The following is an 18183-nucleotide window of genomic DNA, read 5'->3' as shown; positions in this document are numbered from 1 at the left end:
CCATGTTGAGATTTACCGCACGCTGGTTATTTCGGACCCTGCTTTATTCACTAGCTTCGGCGCTGGTGCTTTTTGCGATGCTGCTAACTGGCTTGCGCTATCTGTTACCGCAAATTCCTGACGTGACCAAACAAGTTGAGCAACTCTTAGCTGCCCAGTATCAAGTGCAAGCAGATGTGGGCACTTTAAGTGCCGATTGGAGTAGCGCAGGGCCTGAGTTGGTGTTGCATGATGTGCGCCTACAAACCGCCACCAACCTCAACTCACAAGTGAGTGTTGACGAAGCTCGCGTGCAATTTAATTTTTGGCAAAGTGTTACCTCGGCGTCGCTGCAATTTGAGCAGGTGAACTTTAGCGGCCTGCGGTTGCAATATGACCTGCGTGATACCCAACAAGATAACGCCGGTAGTTTAGAATTACCAGATACCTTGCTGCGTTTTCTTCTGACCCAGCTTGATCATGTCGAAGTATCTGATAGCGTGATTGAATTGGTTAACTTGATTGGGGTGAAGCGCTCGATTCAAGTACAGCGGTTAAGCTGGATGAACCGCGGCGCGCGCCACCAAGGGGTGGGCGAACTTAGTTTTACTGGAGTATCCGAGCAGAGTTTAGATTTGATCATTGACGTACATGGCAATGATCCGCAGGCGTTATCCGGGCAGTTTTACGTGGCGGCGAATCAGGTAGATATTACCCCTTGGTTACAACAACAGATTGTCGATACCCAAATTCAGCAAGCTGAGTTTAATTTCACCATGTGGCTTAACTTCGCCCAGAATAGCTTTACCCAAGGTCTATTAGAATTAGGCGAACACCAATTGGCGTGGCGGGTAGGCGAACAGCAACATCATTTGCGGATTCCAAGCGGACAGTTGCAACTGCAACCGGAAGGCGATGGCTGGCTAGTGAATAGTAGCCCCATGACTATTACCCACAATCAACAGCAGTGGCTCCTCCCTACCTTCAGTTGGCAACAGACCCCAGCGCGAACTCGTTTAAGCGCTAATAAGATCCCCCTTGCGCCGCTCCTGCAATTGGCCAACCTGTTAGGGTCGCGCGGCGTTGAACTGAGCGATGAGATGAGTCGTCGTGAGGTTGGCGGTGAACTTGATATCGTTTTCGACCATGACATTAACCAAGCGGCGCGTTGGTATGTACGCGGCCAACAGTTGGCATGGCAAGAAGCTGCAGGTATTCCTGGCCTACAGAATGCTGAATTGGAATTACATGGCACCGGCCAACAAGTAAGTTGGCATTTACACGGGCAAGACATGGTCATTCAAAGTGCTGCTTTGCATCCAGACCGGCCCTGGCCGATAACCGCTCTCGATATGCATGGCCGCGTTGATTGGGGCCAAGCAGACTGGCAAGTTGAGGTCTATCCCAACAGCTATTTGGGCTTGCCAGGCATGCAGTTGGCGGTGGCGGCACTGATTCATCCTACCGCCGACTCGGTGATGGTGAATGCCCATGCCGAAAGTTTGGATACCACCCCCATTAGCGCGGAAACCCTGCGGAATCATTTGCCGCTGGTGATGGGGGATGATCTACACGACTACTTAAGTGTCGCCATTCAAGCCGCTCAAGCGCAAGATTTGGCGATGGTGTGGCGTGGCACTATTGCGGACTTCCCCTACATCAATCAACGTGGCGTGTTTCAGGCTCGCGCCAGAGTGAGTGATTTAATCTATCAATTTCAGCCTGATTGGCGTCCGGTCTATGATGCTGAAGCGGTGGTGGAATTCCATAATGAGCGCATGCACATAGTCGCTGAACAAGGTTTGCTAGGCGATATTCAGTTACCACGAGTAGATACGGTGATAGCCAACATTATTGGCAAGCCTTTACAGCTCGATATAAGTGCTAGCATTCAAGGCGATAGTAAGCACTTACAGCCGGTGTTTGAAGATAGCCCACTGGCAGATTCTCTAGGGGCTACCTTTACCCAGTTGCAACTAACGGGAGCCATGCAGGGCACGCTACAGCTCACCATTCCTTTTGGTGAAGGCCAGCAGGTGATTGCCGAGGGGGCTGCCACTCTAACCGATAATCAATTGTATGTAGCTAGCCTGCAGCAACAGTTTGAACAGGTGAATGGCACCGTGTCTTATCGTAATGACGAGATCAGTGCTGAGGATCTAAGCTTGACCTGGCAGGGCTTTCCAAATCAAATTGATTTACGCGGTCAGTCTCGCAGCGACGATTATTTTGTCCAGGTTAAGGCGCAAGGAGACTGGGCTTTAGATAAGTTCGCGCCACTGGCCATGGGTACCAGTGCTTGGCAGGCTGATTTTAACTTGAGTTTACCTAAAGACGGCGGTTATTCATTCAGTTGGAATCAAAGCGCAGACTTAAGCCAAGTACAACTTGATTTACCTGCACCGCTTAAGAAGCCTAGCGGACAGGCCAGCGATTTACAGTTGCAGGTATCCGGCAGTAGCGAAAGTCTATTGATTAATGCCGAGTTGGATGACAGTTGGTTAGCTGAAGTACAGCTGAATGGCGATGGCTCAGAGTTGCGCAACGGTTACATGCGCCTCGGGAAAGACTTTAGTCAGGCCCCTAACCCTAACGTGGTGCGCGTTAATCCAACCTTCACTATTGATGTTAATGCCCCTGCGATTAAGGTGGATAGTTGGTTAGCAGCTTGGACAGCGTTAGCTGAGAAGCTCCCTGCGGGCACCGGTGACAGTGAGCTAGTGAGTGTGCTTAAACCTGATTTAATTCAGTTGGTAACGCCTGATTTAACCTTGTTGGAACATCAGTTTACCGAGGTTGCTTTTGTCGCTTGGCCGGAAAATGGCGAATGGCGCGGCCGGCTGACCGCTGATCAAACTTCGGCTGATCTTGGTCTTGTCCAAAGCGGCCCGCAATCCTTGTTACAGATTGATGCCGATTACTTGGAACTCGCTTTGCCTGCAGCCCTCGCACCAGCCGCTAAAACAGAGAGTGATACTGATAGCGACGAGGTGGTCGCTAACGCAGTCGCTGCAGACTTAGATCAGCGCCTAGCTCAATTATCAGCACCTGCGAACTTTAACAGTGTTCCCAATATTAAGTTCAGCTGTGAGCGCTGTCGTTATGGGCCTTATGATTTAGGTCGAGTAGCGATTGCGATTGATGCCCAACCAGAACAGCTAACGGTACAGGAGTTTCGCTCTGACCAAAATAACCATACGCTCGCGGTGAGTGGCTTTTGGCGCTTGGCAGCAGCTGATAAACCAGCTGAAACCCGTTTTACCGGGCGCCTCGATTCTGATGATTTTGGTCGGTTTTTACAGGAATACGAAATTACTAGCATGGTCAAAGATAGCGGAGCTACTTTTATTTTTGACTTAGGCTGGCAAGGTGCTCCCTATCAATACAACAGCGATACCCTTAATGGCGAAGTGAACTGGCAATTAAGTCAAGGCTATCTTAACGAAGTGAGTGATCGCGGCGCGCGGCTCTTCTCGTTACTTAGTTTAGACAGTATTTTGCGTAAGCTGCGTTTTGATTTTCGCGATGTGTTTGCCAACGGCCTGTTTTACACCAGCTTTGCCGGCGACTTTAGCATTAATCAAGGTGTGGTCAATACGGATAATACCCGCCTAGAAGGCGCCGCCGGTGATATGGAAGTGCGCGGTAGCAGTAACTTGGTGAACAGCCAACTCGACTATAATCTGCAGTTTGTGCCTAAAGTAACCTCAAGTTTGCCGGTGATTTTGGCATGGATGATTAACCCACCCTCGGGTTTAGCCGCCTTGGTGATTGACCGTATGCTGCACGATGCTAAGGTGATTAGTCGCTTAGAATATAAAATCAGCGGTACCATCGATCAACCTGAGATCACTGAGGTTGCGCGGAGCAGCCGCGATGCCCCAATTCCGCAGGAGGTGCTTAATGAACAATCAGGCGAACAACCAAGCCAGCCCAGCGCCGCGACGGGTACAACTGACGGCGCTGCAACTGAACAGTCAGCCACAGCCACAACAAAACCTGCAACAAATTCAGCAGCTACTAGCTCAACTGCCCAGCCATCGGCCGCAACTGGTGGTGCTGCCTGAGGCCTGCTTATGTTTCGGCGCCGGCGACAAAGCCCAGCGCGAGTTAGCCGAGCTACCGCTGCTCTCTGATAATCAAGCTGCCAAGCCTGCAACTGACCAAGCACCGTTGCAGCAGCAATTAGCTGATTTGGCACGCCAACATCAGATCTGGTTAGTGGCCGGTACCGTACCTATTGTAGATGATGCCAAGGCTGCTAAATTTAGCGCCGCTAGCTTAGTCTTTAATCCCCAAGGGGAGTGTGTGGCTCGCTACAACAAAATGCATTTGTTTGATGTCGATGTCGCCGATAACACCCGCAGCTACCGCGAATCCGCATGGACTCAGGCGGGCAGCGAGGTGGTAACAGTGGCCACCGAGTTTGGCGTATTAGGCTTGGCGGTGTGTTACGATGTGCGCTTTCCTGAACTCTTTCGGGCGCTACGAGAGCAAGGTGCCGACATCTTGTTGCTGCCATCGGCTTTCACTCAAGTGACAGGTGCAGCCCATTGGCACGTGCTAACGCGGGCCCGCGCGATTGAGCAACAATGCTTTTTAGTTGCGGCAGCCCAAGCTGGGGTACACGCTAATGGCCGTGAAACATTCGGTCATGCCTTGGTTTGTGATGGCTGGGGCCGCATCTTAGCAGAATCTGACGCCACTAGCGTAAGCTATGCCAGCGCGCTGGTGGATATTAATGAACTTACTAAAATTCGGCGCGACATTCCGGTTGCGACGCATTTTTCTGAAACCAAGAAGGGTCTTCATGCAGTTACCTAACCAACCTGAATTTTCACGGGTTTACGATAATTTATTAACTCAGCATCAGCTGGATAGCGAACAGTTGCAGCAAGCCCTGCAACGCTTGTATACCGGCACCATTGATTTTGCCGATATTTACCTGCAAAGCAGTGTGAACGAATCTTGGGTGCTTGAAGATGGCATTGTCAAAGAAGGCAGTTTTCATATTGAAACAGGTCTTGGTGTGCGGGCCGTGCAGGGTGACAAAACCGGATTTGCCTACGCCGATGATATTTCGCCACTGGCCTTACAGCAAGCTAGCAGTGCCGCTCGTGGTATTAGCGCCGCGGGCGAACAAGGGCAACTAAAAGTGCTAACTGCCAGCCCTTATGTGCAACGCTACGCACCATTAAACCCGCTGGAAACCCTAAACGAAACTGCGAAAATTGAGCTGTTACGTGAGCTGGATGTTTATGCGCGTAGCCTAGATAGCCGCGTCGTAGAAGTGATTGCCAGCATCAGCGGGAGTTACGATGAAGTCTTGATTGCCGCCACCGATGGCACATTCGCAGCGGATATTCGGCCGCTTTGTCGGGTTAACTGTACCGTGCTGGTGGAACATGATGGCCGCCGTGAACGCGGCAGTGCGGGCGGTGGAGCGCGGGTTGGTTATGACTATTTTAGTGAGACGCTGGCGGGCGCTAAGCCGCGCTGGCAGACCTTTGCCGACGAGGCGGTGCGCCAAGCACTGGTGAATCTAGAAGCGCGTCCTGCGCCGGCAGGAACCTTCCCGGTGGTTTTAGGCGCCGGCTGGCCAGGCGTGTTGCTGCACGAAGCGGTCGGCCATGGCCTCGAAGGTGACTTTAATCGTAAAGGCGCCTCGGCTTACGCCGGCAAGATGGGCGAATTAGTCGCCTCTGAGCTGTGCACTATTGTCGATGACGGTACCATAGATCACCGCCGTGGCTCGTTAGCTATCGATGATGAAGGTACGCCAGCAGGCTACAATGTGTTGATTGAAAAAGGCCGCTTGCAGGGGTATATGCAAGACAAAATGAACGCCCGCTTGATGGGTGTTGCGCCAACCGGTAACGGACGCCGTGAAAGCTATGCTCATTTACCTATGCCGCGCATGACCAATACCTACATGCTCGGTGGTGAAAGCGACCCGGCTGATATCATTGCCAGTGTCAAAAAAGGGATTTATGCGCCGCAGTTTGCTGGCGGCCAAGTAGATATCACCTCAGGTAAATTTGTGTTCTCAGCGTCAGAAGCCTATTTGATTGAGGATGGCAAAATTACCGCACCTATCAAGGGCGCAACCCTTATCGGTAATGGCCCAGAGGCCATGCGCATGGTGTCTATGGTAGGTAACGACCTAGCCTTAGATAATGGCGTAGGGGTGTGTGGCAAAGACGGACAAAGCGTGCCCGTTGGAGTAGGTCAGCCTACCTTGAAACTGGATGCGTTAACTGTGGGTGGCACCGATTAAACGGTGGCCACCTCACGTAAATATTTGAACAACTCGCGCGCGGCAGCTGGGGCTTTGCCTTGTTGCTGCTGTTTGCTAGCTTGGCGATAAAATTGCCGTAATTTCTGCCGATCAGCGTGTGGATAAGCGGCTAAAAACTGCTGAATAGCGGCATCGCCGTCAGCTAAAATGTGGTCGCGGTATTTTTCTAACTGATGAAATAACGCGTTTTGTTCGTCGTGTGATTGCTCGAGTTCAGCCAGGCCGCGTTCAATCGCAGCCGTATCACGATTGCGCATCATTTTGCCAATCAGTTGTAGCTGGCGGCGGTAACCTTCGCGTGTATTACGAATGCGTTGGGCTAATTTTATGGCATCAAAAAGATCCTCATCAAGAGGGATCTTGGCAAGTTTACCGTCAGACAAATTAACCAGTTTTAAGCCGAGCTCTTGTTGAGCTTCGGCATCACGCTTGAGCTGCGATTTACTAATTAAAAAATCGTCATCAGCGTGGTTTGAATTACCATCATGATTCATGAAAGGGTCCTTGTGCATGACCGTAGGTGTTTATGTTCAAGTGAATAACCGATAGTGTACCAGAAAATTAAGCGCCCGCATGCTAAACCGCTGCGCAGCGATTCGCCGAAGGGCAAGAGGAGAGTTAGTTTGATCCCAGATGTAAAACAATTAAGTAGTGAGATGCAAGAAGTTGAGCAGTCGGTAGCGCAGGCACTGGCTTATGCCAAAGAGCTTGGTGCCAGTGCGGTTGAATGCGCGTTAAGCCGTAGCCGCGGAATTAATGTCGGCACCCGCCTTGGCGAAGTTGAGACGGTAGAATTTAACCAAGACGGCGCCCTAGGTATTACCTTGTTTCGGGGCCAGCAAAAGGGTTCAGCATCTACTACCGATTTAACTGCCGCAGCGATTCGTGCGGCGGTAGAAAAAGCCAATAGCATCGCCCAGTTTACCTCGCCCGACCCCTACGCGGGCTTAGCTCCAGCTGAACTGATGGCAACCGCTATCCCTGATTTAGACTTGTGCCACCCCGCCGACCAAAGTGCTGAATTTGCCTTAGAGCAGGCATTACGCTGCGAGCAGCATGCCTTACAACTGGATAAACGGATTGTTAACTCTGACGGTGCAGGTTACAGCAGCCACGTCGGCTATCGTGTTTATGGCAATAGCCACGGCTTTTTAGCCGGTTACCTACAATCACGGCATAGCTTAAGCTGCAGTTTAATTGCCCAAAGCGGCGAGCAGATGCAGCGCGATTACGCCTACAGTGTGGCACGCCATCGTGACGGCTTGTGGACTCCAGAACAAGTGGCAGAAGATGCGGTGAACGCTACTATCGCGCGCTTAGACGGTCGCAAAATAGCAACCGCGAAGGTGCCAGTCATCTTCCGAGCTGATGTTGCGAACTCGTTGTTTGGCCACTTCGTTGCAGCTATTAGTGGCGGTAGCTTGTATCGCAAATCGAGCTTCTTAGCCGACCATTTAGGTAAACAAGTATTGCCTAACTGGTTAACCATAACCGAACAACCGCATTTACGCGGCGCGTTAGCTAGTAGCCCGTTTGACCATGAAGGGTTAGCAACGGTGGAGCGCGATATTGTTGCCAACGGCGTCTTGGAAACTTACTTACTGACTAGCTATTCAGCGCGCAAATTAGGCATGCAGCCTACCGGACACGCCGGTGGTATCCACACCTGGCAAGTGCAGCATGGTGAGCAAGATTTAGCAGCTTTATGTAAGCAGATGGGCACTGGGCTGTTGGTTACCGAGTTAATGGGCCAAGGGGTCAATATTGTCAATGGTGACTATTCTCGCGGTGCGGCAGGGTTCTGGGTCGAACATGGCGAAATTCAGTACCCCGTAGAAGAAATTACCATTGCCGGCAACCTAAAAGACATGTTGGCTAACATTGTGGCTATCGGCAATGATATTGACCTTCGCCATGGTGTTCGTACCGGTTCTGTGTTGCTAGAACAGATGCGCATCGCCGGCATGTAGCCGGCGTTAGCTCAGTAGTAGCGTAGCTGTGCCTAAGAAAGCGAAAATACCGACCACGTCGGTGACGGTGGTAAGAATCACCCCGCCGGCTAGTGCAGGGTCGATATCAAACTTCTTCAAGATCAAGGGCACAGTCACCCCGGCCAAGCCAGCCGCGAGTAAGTTAGCCATCATCGCAAAGGCGATGATGGCACCAATCAGTAAGTCTTGCTTCCAGATCGCCACCACGGCCGCAATCAGTAACGCCCAAATCACCCCGTTAAGAGCGCCAATCGCAAGTTCCTTACCAATCAACCAACGTTGGTTACTGGCACCTATATGACCCAGTGCCATCCCTCGAATGACCAAGGTCAGGGTTTGTGAACCGGCAATCCCGCCCATACTTGGCACAATGGTGTTAAGGATAGCGAGGATGGCCATTTGCGCTAAAATATCTTCAAACAAGGAACTGACCATGGCCGCCAGCAGCGCTGTGATCAGGTTGACACCTAACCATACCGAGCGGCGCTTAGCACTGGTCCAAACCGGAGCAAAGGTATCCTCGTCATCATCTAAACCAGCCATGCTCAACATCGAGTGCTGGGCATCTTCACGGATGATGTCGACCACGTCATCGATGGTAATACGACCAAGTAAGCGATTGTCTTCGTCAATGACCGGGGCCGAGATCCAATCTTGCCGCTCAAACAGTTTGGCTACTTCAGTTTCGTCCATATCTGCCGGAATGCCTTGTACCTCTTGGTCCATGACATCGCTCACTAAACGGCTAGGATCAACGGTAAGTAAGCGGGTAATGCCGATTTCACCGATAAATTTGTCTTCGCGGCTTACCACGTACAGTTTATCGGTAGCCTCAGGTAGCTCGCCTTTCAACCGCAAATAACGTAATACCACATCAATGGTAACGTCTGGGCGTAAGGTGATGGTATCCGTATTCATCATACTACCGGCGGTTTCTTCGGCGTATGACAGAGCTTGCTCGGCACGATGGCGATCTTGCTCGTCCATCGATTTTAATACTTCTTGATAGACCTGTTCGGGTAGGCCACGTAATACGTAGGCGAGGTCATCGGTATCCATACCTTCGGTGGCGGCGGCCAATTTCTCTGGCGCCATCTGCCGAATGATGGATTTTTGCACTTCTTCAGATAATTCTTCAAGGATGTCGCCGTGCTCGTCGGCGTCAACCAATTGCCAAATGATGGCCCGTGCTTTAGGTGGGGAGGATTCAAGTAAAAGGGCAACATCCCAAGCAGGCAGGTTGTGCAACTGGCGCCGAGCTTGCACGTACATGCCACGCGTAAGAGATTCAGTGACCTCTTGTAAGCGCTGTTCGGCAAATTCTTTATCGGCGATTTCTACTAGCATGCTGCAAAACTCCTGTGAATGTCAGAAGTTTACCGCATCATTGCTCTTCATCAAAGCGCGATTCGATTAACTCGGCAACGGCAGCGACAGCGGCCTCGGCATCATCACCTTCAGCTAAGATATCAATTTGCCGTCCTTGCCCACTGGCTAACAACAATAAACACATCACACTGGAGGCATCTACTTGCTGCTGCTCTTGCACAATGTACACCTTGGCGGCAAATTGTTGCGTGAGTTTAGCTAGCTTGGTGGCGGCGCGTGCGTGTAAGCCGAGTTTGTTACGGATAGTGACTGATTTGCGCACACAAGTCGGCATAAAGGGTAACTCCTAGCTATTAAAAGCTAAAGCGGGCTGATAGGACGGTGACGAGGGGCCTCGCGGTGTTTCACTTGCACCTTGAAAGGTTGGCCCTGAAAGCGTTCAGCTAGCTGCTCGGCAATGTAGACCGAGCGATGTTGGCCACCGGTACAACCGATGCCAATGGTGAGATAGCTACGGTTGCTGCGTTGAAAGTAGGGTAACCAAGTGGCTAAGAAGTTTTCTACCTGATGAATAAACTTGGTCATTAACGGCTGTTGCTGAAAAAAGTGTTGGACGGCTGGATCTGTACCGAGCAAGGCCTTTAACGAGGGCTCCCAATGCGGATTAGGCAGGATTCGGGCATCAAATGCGTAGTCCAGATCACTAGGTAAACCATACTTGTAACCAAAAGATTGGAAAACCACAATCAATCGTGACGCTGACTTACCCAGGGCGCGCTCGGCCACTTGTTCGCTCAGCTGGTGCACGCTTAAATCGCTACTATCAATGCGCCAAGTTGCTCGTTCCGCCAACGGCTCAAGCAAAGCTAATTCAGCTTGGAGAGCATCACTTAGAGGCAGCTCATTCTTAGACAGGGGATGTAAGCGGCGGGTTTCCGCAAAGCGGCGCAGCAACACGGCCTCAGATGAATCAATGTAGAGAATTTCAGGTTTAATTTGGTCAGGCAGAAACTCCAATGAGTCGGTTAACTCACTGGCTTCAATCGGCATATTACGTACATCAACACTCACCGCCACCTTATTGTACTGCTCAATAACCGCATGCACTAACGTAGGAAGCAAGGTGATCGGGAGGTTGTCGACACAATAGTAACCAAGATCTTCTAACACGCGCAGCGCAATCGTTTTACCGGAGCCGGAGCGGCCGGTAACTATGATCAATTGCATTTTATCTGCGGGATTAAGGCTGCTATCGGTCATTTTACAAACAGTTCATAAAGTTCTTGGTCTGAGCTGGCATCGCGTAAAGCGCGGGTGCAGGTTTTGTCGTTCAGACGCTGGGCCACGGCTGCTAAGGTTTGTAAATGCTGTTCATGCGAGTATTCTGGCACCAGTAACGCGAATACAATATCCACCGGCTGGTTATCAATCGCATCAAAATCGATGGGCTCTTCTAGGGTCAGCAAAATAGCCACCGGCTTAGTTGCCGAGGCCAAGCGACCATGGGGAATAGCAACCCCCAGCCCGATGCCGGTACTACCTAATCGTTCGCGATTGAGAAGACTTTCGAAGACGTCAAAACCGGTGGTACCCGAGAGACGCGAAGCGGCCAGTTGGCCGATGATTTCAAGCACTTTCTTTTTGCTTGTTCCCGCGACTGCGCAGCGAGCGCAGTCGGGGCTTAACAGAGTGGATAAATCCATGATTTAGTGGCGTTTCATCTTTTCTTTATGTTTAATAACCTGCCGATCGAGTTTATCAATCAGCCCGTCAATAGCCGCATACATATCGGTGTGCTCTGAATCAGCGAAAATTTCGCCGCCATTCAAATGCAGCGTAGCTTCCGCTTTTTGCGTTAACTTTTCAACATTTAAAATGACATGGACGTTATTTATGTGGTCAAAATGACGTTCCAGCTTAGAAAACTTGGTATCGACATAGTCACGCAGAGCGTCAGTAATTTCGATATGATGACCGGTCAGATTAATTTGCATAACATCTTCCTTCTGTTTGTCCAAGATTCAGATAAGACGTTTGCGTTGGCTCGAGGGCGGAATATTCATGGCCTCACGATACTTCGCAATTGTCCGTCTAGCTACTTGGATACCCTGTTCGGCCATGAGTTCAGTTAATTTACTATCACTGAGAGGCTTCTTGGGGTTCTCCGCAGCAACTAGCTTTTTCAATACCGCTCTAATCGCGGTAGAAGAAGCATCTTCTCCATTATCCGTTGCCAATTGGCTAGAGAAGAAGTACTTCAATTCAAACACACCTTTAGGTGTATGCATATACTTTTGTGTGGTTATTCTTGAAATAGTTGATTCATGCATCTCTACTGCGTTAGCAACGTCAGCAAGAACCATAGGTTTCATCGCCTCAGGGCCATATTCAAAGAAACCTTGCTGACGTTGCACTATGGTTGCAGCTACTTTCAGTAAGGTATCGTTACGGCTTTCAATGCTTTTAATAAACCACTTCGCAGCTTGCGTATGCTGCCGAATATACTGTTGTTCTTCAGATTGCGAACCACTTTGCAGCAGCGCCGCATAATCTTCGTTCACCTTTAGTTTAGGCAAACTTTGCGAATTTAGCTCAACGGTCCAGCGATCATTTTTTTTGCGCACCAGCACATCAGGAATCACATAGTCGTCATCACCTGCGCCAAAACCGTCCCCTGGGTGCGGTTGTAGCTGTTGAATCAGCGCTAGTACTTGGCATAAATCGGCTTCTTGAATACGTAACCGCCGCGCCAGATTGCGATAATCGCGCTGGGCGAGCAACTGCAAATGCTTGTCAACGGCTTGCAGAGCTAAGTTCAGGTAGGGAATATCGTTAGGAAGATGCCGTAGCTGAATTAATAAACATTCGCGGACATTGCGAGCGCCAACGCCAATCGGATCAAAATGTTGAATTCGTTTGAGCACCACGGCGACTTCGGCTAAGTCCACTTGGATGAGCTCGGGGTGTTGCTGTCGAATCGCTGGCAACAGTTCTTCTAATTCAGCCGTTAAGTAGCCGCGCTCATCAATGCTATCAATCAACAGCATGGCAATAGCTTCATCAAGGGGAGAAAAATGTGATAGTCGCATTTGCCATAACAAGTGCTCTTGCAAACTCTCACTGGTGCTGCCCTGATAGAGGGTGTCTTCGCCATCGTAAGCTGTGCCAGAACTGCCTAAAGAAGCTGAGTAGCTTGGTTCCCAGCTCTCCTCGGCAGCAGCGACATCGGTTTCGCCTTCAGCGCTTTGGTCGGCCACCTCAAGCAAGGGGTTCTCATCCAGAGCTTGTTGTACTTCTTGCTGCAATTCTAAGCTAGAAAGTTGCAACAGTTTGATGGCCTGTTGCAGCTGTGGGGTCATGCTCAGCTGTTGACTAAATTTGAACTGCAGGCCTTGTTTTATCATGATAGCTACAGCGTGAACTGGTCGCCCAAATACACGTCTTTCACATGCTGATTATTAAGAATGGTTTGGGCATCGCCTTGCGCGATAAGCTCGCCATGGCTAACAATATAAGCATGTTCACAGACGCTTAGGGTTTCGCGCACGTTGTGGTCGGTAATGAGTACCCCGATGCCACGCTTGCGTAGGTGTTCGATAATCTTCTTGATGTCCAGCACGGAAATCGGGTCAACCCCAGCAAAGGGCTCATCCAACAAGATAAACTTTGGCTCAGCCGCCAGCGCCCGTGCAATTTCAACCCGGCGTCGTTCGCCCCCAGACAGACTCATGCCTAAGCTGTTGGCGATATGGCTGATGTGAAACTCTTCCAGCAAGCTATCAAGTTTATCTTCACGCTGGGCCGCAGATAGTTCTTTGCGGGTTTCGAGTATCGCCAAAATATTATCGCGCACCGTCAGCTTACGAAAGATGGAGGATTCTTGGGGTAAATAGCCAATCCCAAGGCGAGCGCGTTCATGCATAGGTAATAACGAGATATCACGGTCGTCTAATTTAATCAGGCCTTTGTCGTTATTCACTAAGCCAACAATCATATAGAAAGTCGTGGTTTTACCGGCGCCATTAGGGCCCAGCAAGCCAATCACTTGGCCTGCTTCAACAGTTAAACTAACGTCTTTAACAACTTGGCGTTTTTTATAAGATTTGGCTAAATGTTCAGCTACTAATCGGCTCATGGTTGCTCGTTGTTCTTATCATCTTGTTGTTTCGGCATGTAGATGGTGGTTACGCGGTCGGTATCTTTGTCACCACGCGTGGTCATTTGCTGTGTCGCAAAGTTATAAACCATCTCTCCACCACGACTGACGCTGTTTCCTTGCGCAACTTCAACATTCCCCCGCAACGTCAGTAACTGTTGCGCTTGGTCATAAATGATTTGGTTGGCCTTGGCGGTGATAACACTACCGTCTTCTAATTGTTGGGTATAAACCGCCGGCGCCCCTTCAGCGATAAACACAGCATCTTCGGCCTCACCTTCACGCTCTACTGATAACTTGTCAGCGGTGATTTTTAAACTACCTTGCTCGATGATGACGCTACGTTCAAACACCACAATTTTATTAGCAATATCAACCCAATCGCGCTCAGCATTGATGCGAATGGGCTGATTAAAGTCATCTTTGCCTTGGCTAAGTGCTGCGTTAGAGAATAATGCAGCAGTTAGCACAAGACTACTGAGAATTAGTGTGGCGGCCGGTATAAATGGTTTCAACATGTTTCGTTAGTTCCAGAGTTTGAGCGCGTAAGTTAGCATGCATGCCTTCGCCTCGAATAGTAAAATCACGACCGTACATCACCACCGCTTGCTCAGTCGTCATGGTTTCGGCCAAAGTATCAATGGTTAGGTAGCTGGTTTCAACCCGTTCTAAAAAATCTTCGGCGGTTAAGCTACGCATTAAAATATTACGTTCTAGCACCAAGCTTTTGTCGCCATAGAAAGAGCCCGCCTCAGCTGCCACCTGCCACACCGGACCACCATCACGAGTGTGCACAATGTAGGTCGGCTGATCTAACTCGGTCAAGCCGATCGGGCTGTAATGGGTCATTTTTTCTGCAGCAATCCGATGCGCTAAGGTACCATCTTCACTATAAACCCGCACAATCAGGCCCTGGGCGGTAAAATCTGGCTTGATCTCGCGATAGCCAGCAGGTTCATCGGTGAGGTCTTGATCTCCAAAAGGACGCCACACCAACAGCGCTAGGGTGGCAAAGATAATGGCGATAATCACCACAAGATTACGGGTCATAAACTGACTCCACCGTGCAGTTGCAATTGTCCTTGGCTGAGTAAAATCAGATCACTCAGCTCACGTACGGCACCAAAGCCGCCGCGCTGCGAGGTCACATAAACCGCGTGTTGCTGCACAAAGGGATGGGCATCGTGAGGCGCTACGGCCACTGCACACTGCTGCAGCATCGCGAGGTCAGGCATGTCATCACCCATGCAGGCGATGGCCTGATCCGTTAACTGATATTTTTCCGCCAGTTGCTGGTAGGCGCTGAGCTTATCTTCTTGGCCCTGATAAATATCGCTGACGCCTAGCGCGCGCATGCGGTTTTCCACCAGAGCTGAACGGCGTCCGGTGATAACCGCCAACTTGATGCCGGCGTTAAGAAGTGCTTTCACCCCAAACCCATCGCGGGTATGAAAAGCTTTAAGCTCTTCACCTTGGTTGCCTAAATAGATACGGCCGTCTGAAAACACGCCATCCACATCAAAAATGACCAGTTTGATTTGGGCGAATTTATCCATCAGCAGGCTTTCGATATCACCGTACCAAGTACTAATCATGGCTGGGGTTGCGTGACCAAAACTCATTAGAGGACTCCTGCTTTTAACAGATCGTGCATGTTCAAGGCGCCTTGGGCAAAGCCCTGCTCATCCACCACAAACAGCCCGTTGATTTTTCGGTCTTCCATTAATTTTAATCCCTGTGCAGCAAGCACATCGGGCTTTATGGTAATGGGGTTTGGCGTCATCACTTGGGCAATCGCGGTGGTATGCAAATCAATCCGCTGATCTAAAATACGGCGCAAATCACCATCGGTAAAAATACCCACTAAGCGGCCTTGGTCGTCAGTGATACCTGTCATGCCCAGACCTTTGCGTGACATTTCTAACAAGGCGGCGCTGATAGTTACATGCTGATTGACCAGCGGGGTGCGCTCACCCGCGTGCATCACATCATGGATGTGCAGTAACAACCGTCGGCCCAAGCTGCCACCAGGATGCGACATGGCAAAATCATCGGCAGTAAAGCCGCGCGCATGCAGCAGCGCTACCGCCAACGCATCGCCCATCACTAAGGTGGCAGTAGTGGAGGAGGTTGGCGCCAAACCTAACGGGCAGGCCTCTTGTTCAACTGCGATGCACACATGCACGTCAGAGAGCTCGGCTAGGGTTGAGCGTGGATTACCCGTCATGGAAATGAGCTTGACGCCGCGCCGTTTAATTAATGGCGCAATGCTAAGCACTTCAGCTGTTTCACCGGAGTTAGAAATGGCGATCACCACATCCTGCTCGGTAATCATGCCGAGGTCACCGTGGCTAGCTTCGCCAGGGTGCACAAAAAAGGCGGGAGTACCGGTGGAGGCTAAGGTTGCGGCAATTTTACCGCCAATGTGGCCCGATTTACCCATACCAATCACAATCGCCCGGCCTTGGCATGCCAACAGTAACTCGCACGCAGTAGCAAAGTTTTCATCAAGAAAACGGCTTAATCCACGCACCGCGTCGGTTTCGATATCGATGACTCGTTGGCCAAGCGCGGCAAACGTCTGTTTGCTGGTCGTGGTCGGGTTGTGTTCGGTCATGTTGGGCCTCATATGCTAGTGCAGCCAAAGTAGATGACAAGTTAATGATGACAATGTAATAACGCAATAATACCCGATCGTTTTCTTCTTTGCAGACGTAATGTGACCACTGATAACGATTTGTCACAAATTTTACGGTTTTTAGGTGGGGCTTCTTGACGAAATCGGGTAAACTAGGCGGTCACGTAAAGGAGACTATCTTCGCATGCTAACCACTACTCTCGAGGGTAATCCCGAGCACTTGGTTGAGATAGATGACATCTATTTTCACTACAATCACAGTACTCACAATTTATACGAAGGCCTGTCGATGGCCATCCCACGCGGTAAGATTACTGCGGTGATGGGTCCTAGCGGGATTGGTAAAACGACCTTGCTACGGCTGATCGGTGGCCAACTACGCCCGCAACAGGGGCAGATTCGTTTTGCTGGGCAAAACATTCCTAGCCTCAAGCGCAGCGAATTGTATCAATTACGCAAACGCATGAGCATGTTGTTTCAAAGCGGTGCCTTGTTCAGCGACATGACAGTGTACGACAACATTGCCTTTCCGCTACGTGAACATAGCCGGCTGTCAGAAGAACTGATTGAAACCATTGTGCTGCTAAAATTAGAGGCGGTAGGTTTGCGTGGCGCTCGGCATTTGATGCCAGCGGAGTTGTCTGGCGGTATGTCGCGGCGGGCTGCCTTGGCGCGTTCAATAGCGTTAGACCCAGAGCTGATCATGTATGATGAGCCCTTTGCCGGCCAAGATCCTATTTCGATGGGCGTGATAATCAAGCTGATCAAAGAGTTGAACGAGTCGCTCGGGTTGACGAGCATCATCGTCACCCACGATGTTGAAGAAGTTCTTACGATTGCCGATTACGTGTACATCATTGCCGACAAACAAGTGGTTGGGCACGGTACGCCAGAACAATTATTAAATTCAGATAATGCCTTGGTGCATCAATTTTTACACGGCGAAGCTGATGGTCCGGTGCCTTTCCATTACCGTGCACCAACCTTGGCCGACGAATTATTAGGAGCTGGCGATGCTAAATAAAGTTGCTGCCCTCGGCCAAGCTACCCTCAATAGTATTGCTGGCGCAGGGGCGGCGTTAATCATGCTCACCCGAGCCTTGGTTGGCAAACCGCAGTTACGCAAATCTTGGCCGTTGCTGATGCAGCAAATGTACTCGGTTGGAGTGATGTCGCTGATTATTATTGTGGTCAGCGGACTCTTTATCGGCATGGTGCTGGGCTTGCAAGGCTATACCATTTTGGTGGATTTTGGCGCCGAACAGTCGTTGGGGCCCATGGTAGCGCTATCCTTGTTGCGTGAATTAGGGCCGGTAGTCACTGCTTTGCTGTTTGCAGGGCGGGCTGGCTCGGCACTAACCGCAGAAATTGGCTTAATGAAAGCCACTGAGCAATTATCCAGTTTAGAAATGATGGCCGTAGATCCGCTGCGCCGCGTGATTGCCCCACGTTTTTGGGCCGGCTTATACAGTATGCCAATTCTAGCTGCGGTGTTTTCTGCCGTGGGTATTTATGGCGGCTACTTGGTTGGCGTGCGCTGGTTAGGCGTCGACGACGGCGCTTTTTGGTCGGTGATGCAAGCTAACGTTGAATGGGGCCATGATATTATGAATGGCATCATCAAAAGCGTGGTGTTTGCTTTTGTAGTTACTTGGATAGCGCTGCACAAAGGCTTTAACTGCACGCCCACCTCGGTAGGTATTAGTAAGGCCACCACTTCGACTGTGGTCACTGCCTCGTTAGCCGTACTTGGGCTAGATTTTGTTTTAACCGCTTTGATGTTTGGATGATC

The 18183-nt window shown here is 50.4% G+C and carries 18 protein-coding genes; 6 read left to right on the top strand and 12 right to left on the bottom strand.

Going from position 1 to position 18183, the window contains the following annotated elements; all coding sequences use genetic code 11:
- Positions 1–2 precede the first annotated feature (2 nt).
- Genes KGF88_RS09720 through tldD form a run of 3 tightly spaced genes read left to right on the top strand, consistent with a single transcriptional unit; the run spans position 3 to position 6256 of the window.
- Positions 3–4046 carry a YhdP family protein gene (locus KGF88_RS09720; protein ID WP_153826459.1) on the top strand — a complete coding sequence of 1348 codons (4044 nt, stop codon included), beginning with the start codon at positions 3–5 and terminating at the stop codon, positions 4044–4046.
- Positions 3949–4803, top strand: a complete 855-nt coding sequence (locus tag KGF88_RS09715) for a carbon-nitrogen hydrolase family protein (protein ID WP_153826494.1) — start codon at positions 3949–3951, stop codon at positions 4801–4803. Before KGF88_RS09720 ends, KGF88_RS09715 begins: the two co-directional genes overlap by 98 nt.
- Entirely contained in the window at positions 4790–6256 is a 1467-nt protein-coding gene (tldD, locus tag KGF88_RS09710; RefSeq protein ID WP_153826458.1) for a metalloprotease TldD, read from the top strand. The genes KGF88_RS09715 and tldD overlap by 14 nt, the downstream gene beginning before the upstream one ends.
- Here tldD and yjgA read toward each other — a convergent pair.
- Complete coding sequence (gene yjgA / locus KGF88_RS09705; RefSeq protein ID WP_153826457.1) at positions 6253–6771, bottom strand: ribosome biogenesis factor YjgA; 519 nt, start codon at positions 6769–6771, stop codon at positions 6253–6255. The two genes, tldD and yjgA, sit on opposite strands and share 4 nt — an antisense overlap.
- A gap of 129 nt (positions 6772–6900) precedes the next feature.
- Between yjgA and pmbA the strand changes: the two genes are divergently transcribed.
- Positions 6901–8247: a metalloprotease PmbA gene (gene pmbA / locus KGF88_RS09700; protein WP_153826456.1), complete on the top strand. Its 1347-nt coding sequence runs from the start codon at positions 6901–6903 to the stop codon at positions 8245–8247.
- Between the two features lie 6 nt (positions 8248–8253).
- On the opposite strand, the gene mgtE is transcribed toward pmbA, so the two are convergent.
- From mgtE to KGF88_RS09645, 11 genes are read right to left on the bottom strand one after another with little or no spacing between them, the layout of a single operon-like run.
- Positions 8254–9615 carry a magnesium transporter gene (mgtE, locus tag KGF88_RS09695; protein WP_110075989.1) on the bottom strand — a complete coding sequence of 454 codons (1362 nt, stop codon included), beginning with the start codon at positions 9613–9615 and terminating at the stop codon, positions 8254–8256.
- Between the two features lie 37 nt (positions 9616–9652).
- Positions 9653–9931, bottom strand: a complete 279-nt coding sequence (locus KGF88_RS09690; protein WP_153826455.1) for an HPr family phosphocarrier protein — start codon at positions 9929–9931, stop codon at positions 9653–9655.
- A 26-nt stretch (positions 9932–9957) separates the two neighbouring features.
- Positions 9958–10824, bottom strand: a complete 867-nt coding sequence (gene rapZ / locus KGF88_RS09685; RefSeq protein WP_110076029.1) for an RNase adapter RapZ — start codon at positions 10822–10824, stop codon at positions 9958–9960.
- Positions 10825–10853: 29 nt separating this feature from the next.
- Positions 10854–11300 (bottom strand): PTS IIA-like nitrogen regulatory protein PtsN, encoded by a 447-nt coding sequence (gene ptsN, locus KGF88_RS09680; protein WP_153826454.1) that lies wholly within the window; start codon positions 11298–11300, stop codon positions 10854–10856.
- A gap of 3 nt (positions 11301–11303) precedes the next feature.
- Positions 11304–11591 (bottom strand): ribosome hibernation promoting factor, encoded by a 288-nt coding sequence (hpf, locus tag KGF88_RS09675; RefSeq protein ID WP_110075986.1) that lies wholly within the window; start codon positions 11589–11591, stop codon positions 11304–11306.
- Between the two features lie 27 nt (positions 11592–11618).
- Positions 11619–12998 carry an RNA polymerase factor sigma-54 gene (locus tag KGF88_RS09670; protein ID WP_162014534.1) on the bottom strand — a complete coding sequence of 460 codons (1380 nt, stop codon included), beginning with the start codon at positions 12996–12998 and terminating at the stop codon, positions 11619–11621.
- Between the two features lie 8 nt (positions 12999–13006).
- On the bottom strand, positions 13007–13732 hold the full coding sequence (lptB, locus tag KGF88_RS09665; RefSeq protein ID WP_153826452.1) for an LPS export ABC transporter ATP-binding protein: 726 nt from the start codon (positions 13730–13732) through the stop codon (positions 13007–13009).
- Positions 13729–14271, bottom strand: coding sequence for a lipopolysaccharide transport periplasmic protein LptA (gene lptA, locus KGF88_RS09660; RefSeq protein WP_153826451.1), 543 nt, complete (start codon positions 14269–14271; stop codon positions 13729–13731). Before lptA ends, lptB begins: the two co-directional genes overlap by 4 nt.
- Positions 14228–14803 carry an LPS export ABC transporter periplasmic protein LptC gene (lptC, locus tag KGF88_RS09655; protein WP_153826450.1) on the bottom strand — a complete coding sequence of 192 codons (576 nt, stop codon included), beginning with the start codon at positions 14801–14803 and terminating at the stop codon, positions 14228–14230. The genes lptA and lptC overlap by 44 nt, the downstream gene beginning before the upstream one ends.
- The gene (kdsC, locus tag KGF88_RS09650; protein WP_416380900.1) at positions 14800–15375 is read right to left on the bottom strand and encodes a 3-deoxy-manno-octulosonate-8-phosphatase KdsC; all 576 of its coding nucleotides are present in this window, start codon (positions 15373–15375) and stop codon (positions 14800–14802) included. Before kdsC ends, lptC begins: the two co-directional genes overlap by 4 nt.
- Positions 15375–16370: a KpsF/GutQ family sugar-phosphate isomerase gene (locus KGF88_RS09645; protein ID WP_110075982.1), complete on the bottom strand. Its 996-nt coding sequence runs from the start codon at positions 16368–16370 to the stop codon at positions 15375–15377. The genes kdsC and KGF88_RS09645 overlap by 1 nt, the downstream gene beginning before the upstream one ends.
- Before the next feature lie 205 nt (positions 16371–16575).
- Between KGF88_RS09645 and KGF88_RS09640 the strand changes: the two genes are divergently transcribed.
- Both KGF88_RS09640 and mlaE read left to right on the top strand, forming a co-directional pair.
- On the top strand, positions 16576–17415 hold the full coding sequence (locus KGF88_RS09640) for an ATP-binding cassette domain-containing protein (RefSeq protein WP_153826449.1): 840 nt from the start codon (positions 16576–16578) through the stop codon (positions 17413–17415).
- Positions 17405–18181, top strand: coding sequence for a lipid asymmetry maintenance ABC transporter permease subunit MlaE (mlaE, locus tag KGF88_RS09635; RefSeq protein ID WP_110075980.1), 777 nt, complete (start codon positions 17405–17407; stop codon positions 18179–18181). Before KGF88_RS09640 ends, mlaE begins: the two co-directional genes overlap by 11 nt.
- The last annotated feature ends 2 nt before the right edge of the window (positions 18182–18183 follow it).

Source organism: Idiomarina loihiensis, from assembly GCF_024584785.1.
GTDB lineage: Bacteria > Pseudomonadota > Gammaproteobacteria > Enterobacterales > Alteromonadaceae > Pseudidiomarina > Pseudidiomarina fusca.
This window is presented reverse-complemented; position numbering and strand designations above follow the sequence as displayed.

Bases quoted from the DNA above. Each gene is read 5' to 3' on its own strand.
- KGF88_RS09720 (WP_153826459.1), top strand. From the start codon at position 3: ATGTTGAGATTTACCGCACGCTGGTTATTTCGGACCCTGCTTTATTCA.
- tldD (WP_153826458.1), top strand. From the start codon at position 4,790: ATGCAGTTACCTAACCAACCTGAATTTTCACGGGTTTACGATAATTTA.
- yjgA (WP_153826457.1), bottom strand. From the start codon at position 6,771: ATGAATCATGATGGTAATTCAAACCACGCTGATGACGATTTTTTAATT.
- mgtE (WP_110075989.1), bottom strand. From the start codon at position 9,615: ATGCTAGTAGAAATCGCCGATAAAGAATTTGCCGAACAGCGCTTACAA.
- KGF88_RS09690 (WP_153826455.1), bottom strand. From the start codon at position 9,931: ATGCCGACTTGTGTGCGCAAATCAGTCACTATCCGTAACAAACTCGGC.
- rapZ (WP_110076029.1), bottom strand. From the start codon at position 10,824: ATGCAATTGATCATAGTTACCGGCCGCTCCGGCTCCGGTAAAACGATT.
- ptsN (WP_153826454.1), bottom strand. From the start codon at position 11,300: ATGGATTTATCCACTCTGTTAAGCCCCGACTGCGCTCGCTGCGCAGTC.
- hpf (WP_110075986.1), bottom strand. From the start codon at position 11,591: ATGCAAATTAATCTGACCGGTCATCATATCGAAATTACTGACGCTCTG.
- lptB (WP_153826452.1), bottom strand. From the start codon at position 13,732: ATGAGCCGATTAGTAGCTGAACATTTAGCCAAATCTTATAAAAAACGC.
- lptA (WP_153826451.1), bottom strand. From the start codon at position 14,271: ATGTTGAAACCATTTATACCGGCCGCCACACTAATTCTCAGTAGTCTT.
- lptC (WP_153826450.1), bottom strand. From the start codon at position 14,803: ATGACCCGTAATCTTGTGGTGATTATCGCCATTATCTTTGCCACCCTA.
- kdsC (WP_416380900.1), bottom strand. From the start codon at position 15,375: ATGAGTTTTGGTCACGCAACCCCAGCCATGATTAGTACTTGGTACGGT.
- KGF88_RS09645 (WP_110075982.1), bottom strand. From the start codon at position 16,370: ATGACCGAACACAACCCGACCACGACCAGCAAACAGACGTTTGCCGCG.
- KGF88_RS09640 (WP_153826449.1), top strand. From the start codon at position 16,576: ATGCTAACCACTACTCTCGAGGGTAATCCCGAGCACTTGGTTGAGATA.
- mlaE (WP_110075980.1), top strand. From the start codon at position 17,405: ATGCTAAATAAAGTTGCTGCCCTCGGCCAAGCTACCCTCAATAGTATT.